Origin of the sequence: Peptacetobacter sp. AB800 (genome assembly GCF_047807365.1) — a bacterium.
In the GTDB taxonomy this organism is placed as follows: domain Bacteria; phylum Bacillota; class Clostridia; order Peptostreptococcales; family Peptostreptococcaceae; genus Peptacetobacter.
Genome location: NZ_JBLOUI010000147.1, coordinates 1 through 213, shown reverse-complemented (window position 1 = coordinate 213; position 213 = coordinate 1). Strand labels below are relative to the sequence as shown.

1 protein-coding gene is annotated in these 213 nt (G+C 28.2%); it reads right to left on the bottom strand.

Translation table 11 applies throughout. The features are described from left to right. Positions 1 to 105: 105 nt before the first annotated feature. Positions 106 to 210 carry an IS3 family transposase gene (locus ACK2WN_RS12505; RefSeq protein ID WP_416155082.1) on the bottom strand — a complete coding sequence of 35 codons (105 nt, stop codon included), beginning with the start codon at positions 208 to 210 and terminating at the stop codon, positions 106 to 108. Positions 211 to 213: the final 3 nt, after the last annotated feature.

Here is a 213-nt window from a genome sequence, read left to right as displayed (position 1 = left end):
ATTGTGGAGCTAAATTTGAATACAAAAAAACTGACAACCGTTAGGTGTCAGTTAAAGGTACTGTCATAAGAACACCTTTTAAAGGTGTTCTATGGCAGTATTTTTTTATGCTACTTTTAAAAATTCTTCATGCTTTTCAAAAGGTGTTAATACACCTAACTTTCTTTGTAATCTTGAATTGTTATAATAATCCATATAATTTTCTATCATATC

Bases quoted from the DNA above. Each gene is read 5' to 3' on its own strand.
- ACK2WN_RS12505 (WP_416155082.1), bottom strand. From the start codon at position 210: ATGATAGAAAATTATATGGATTATTATAACAATTCAAGATTACAAAGA.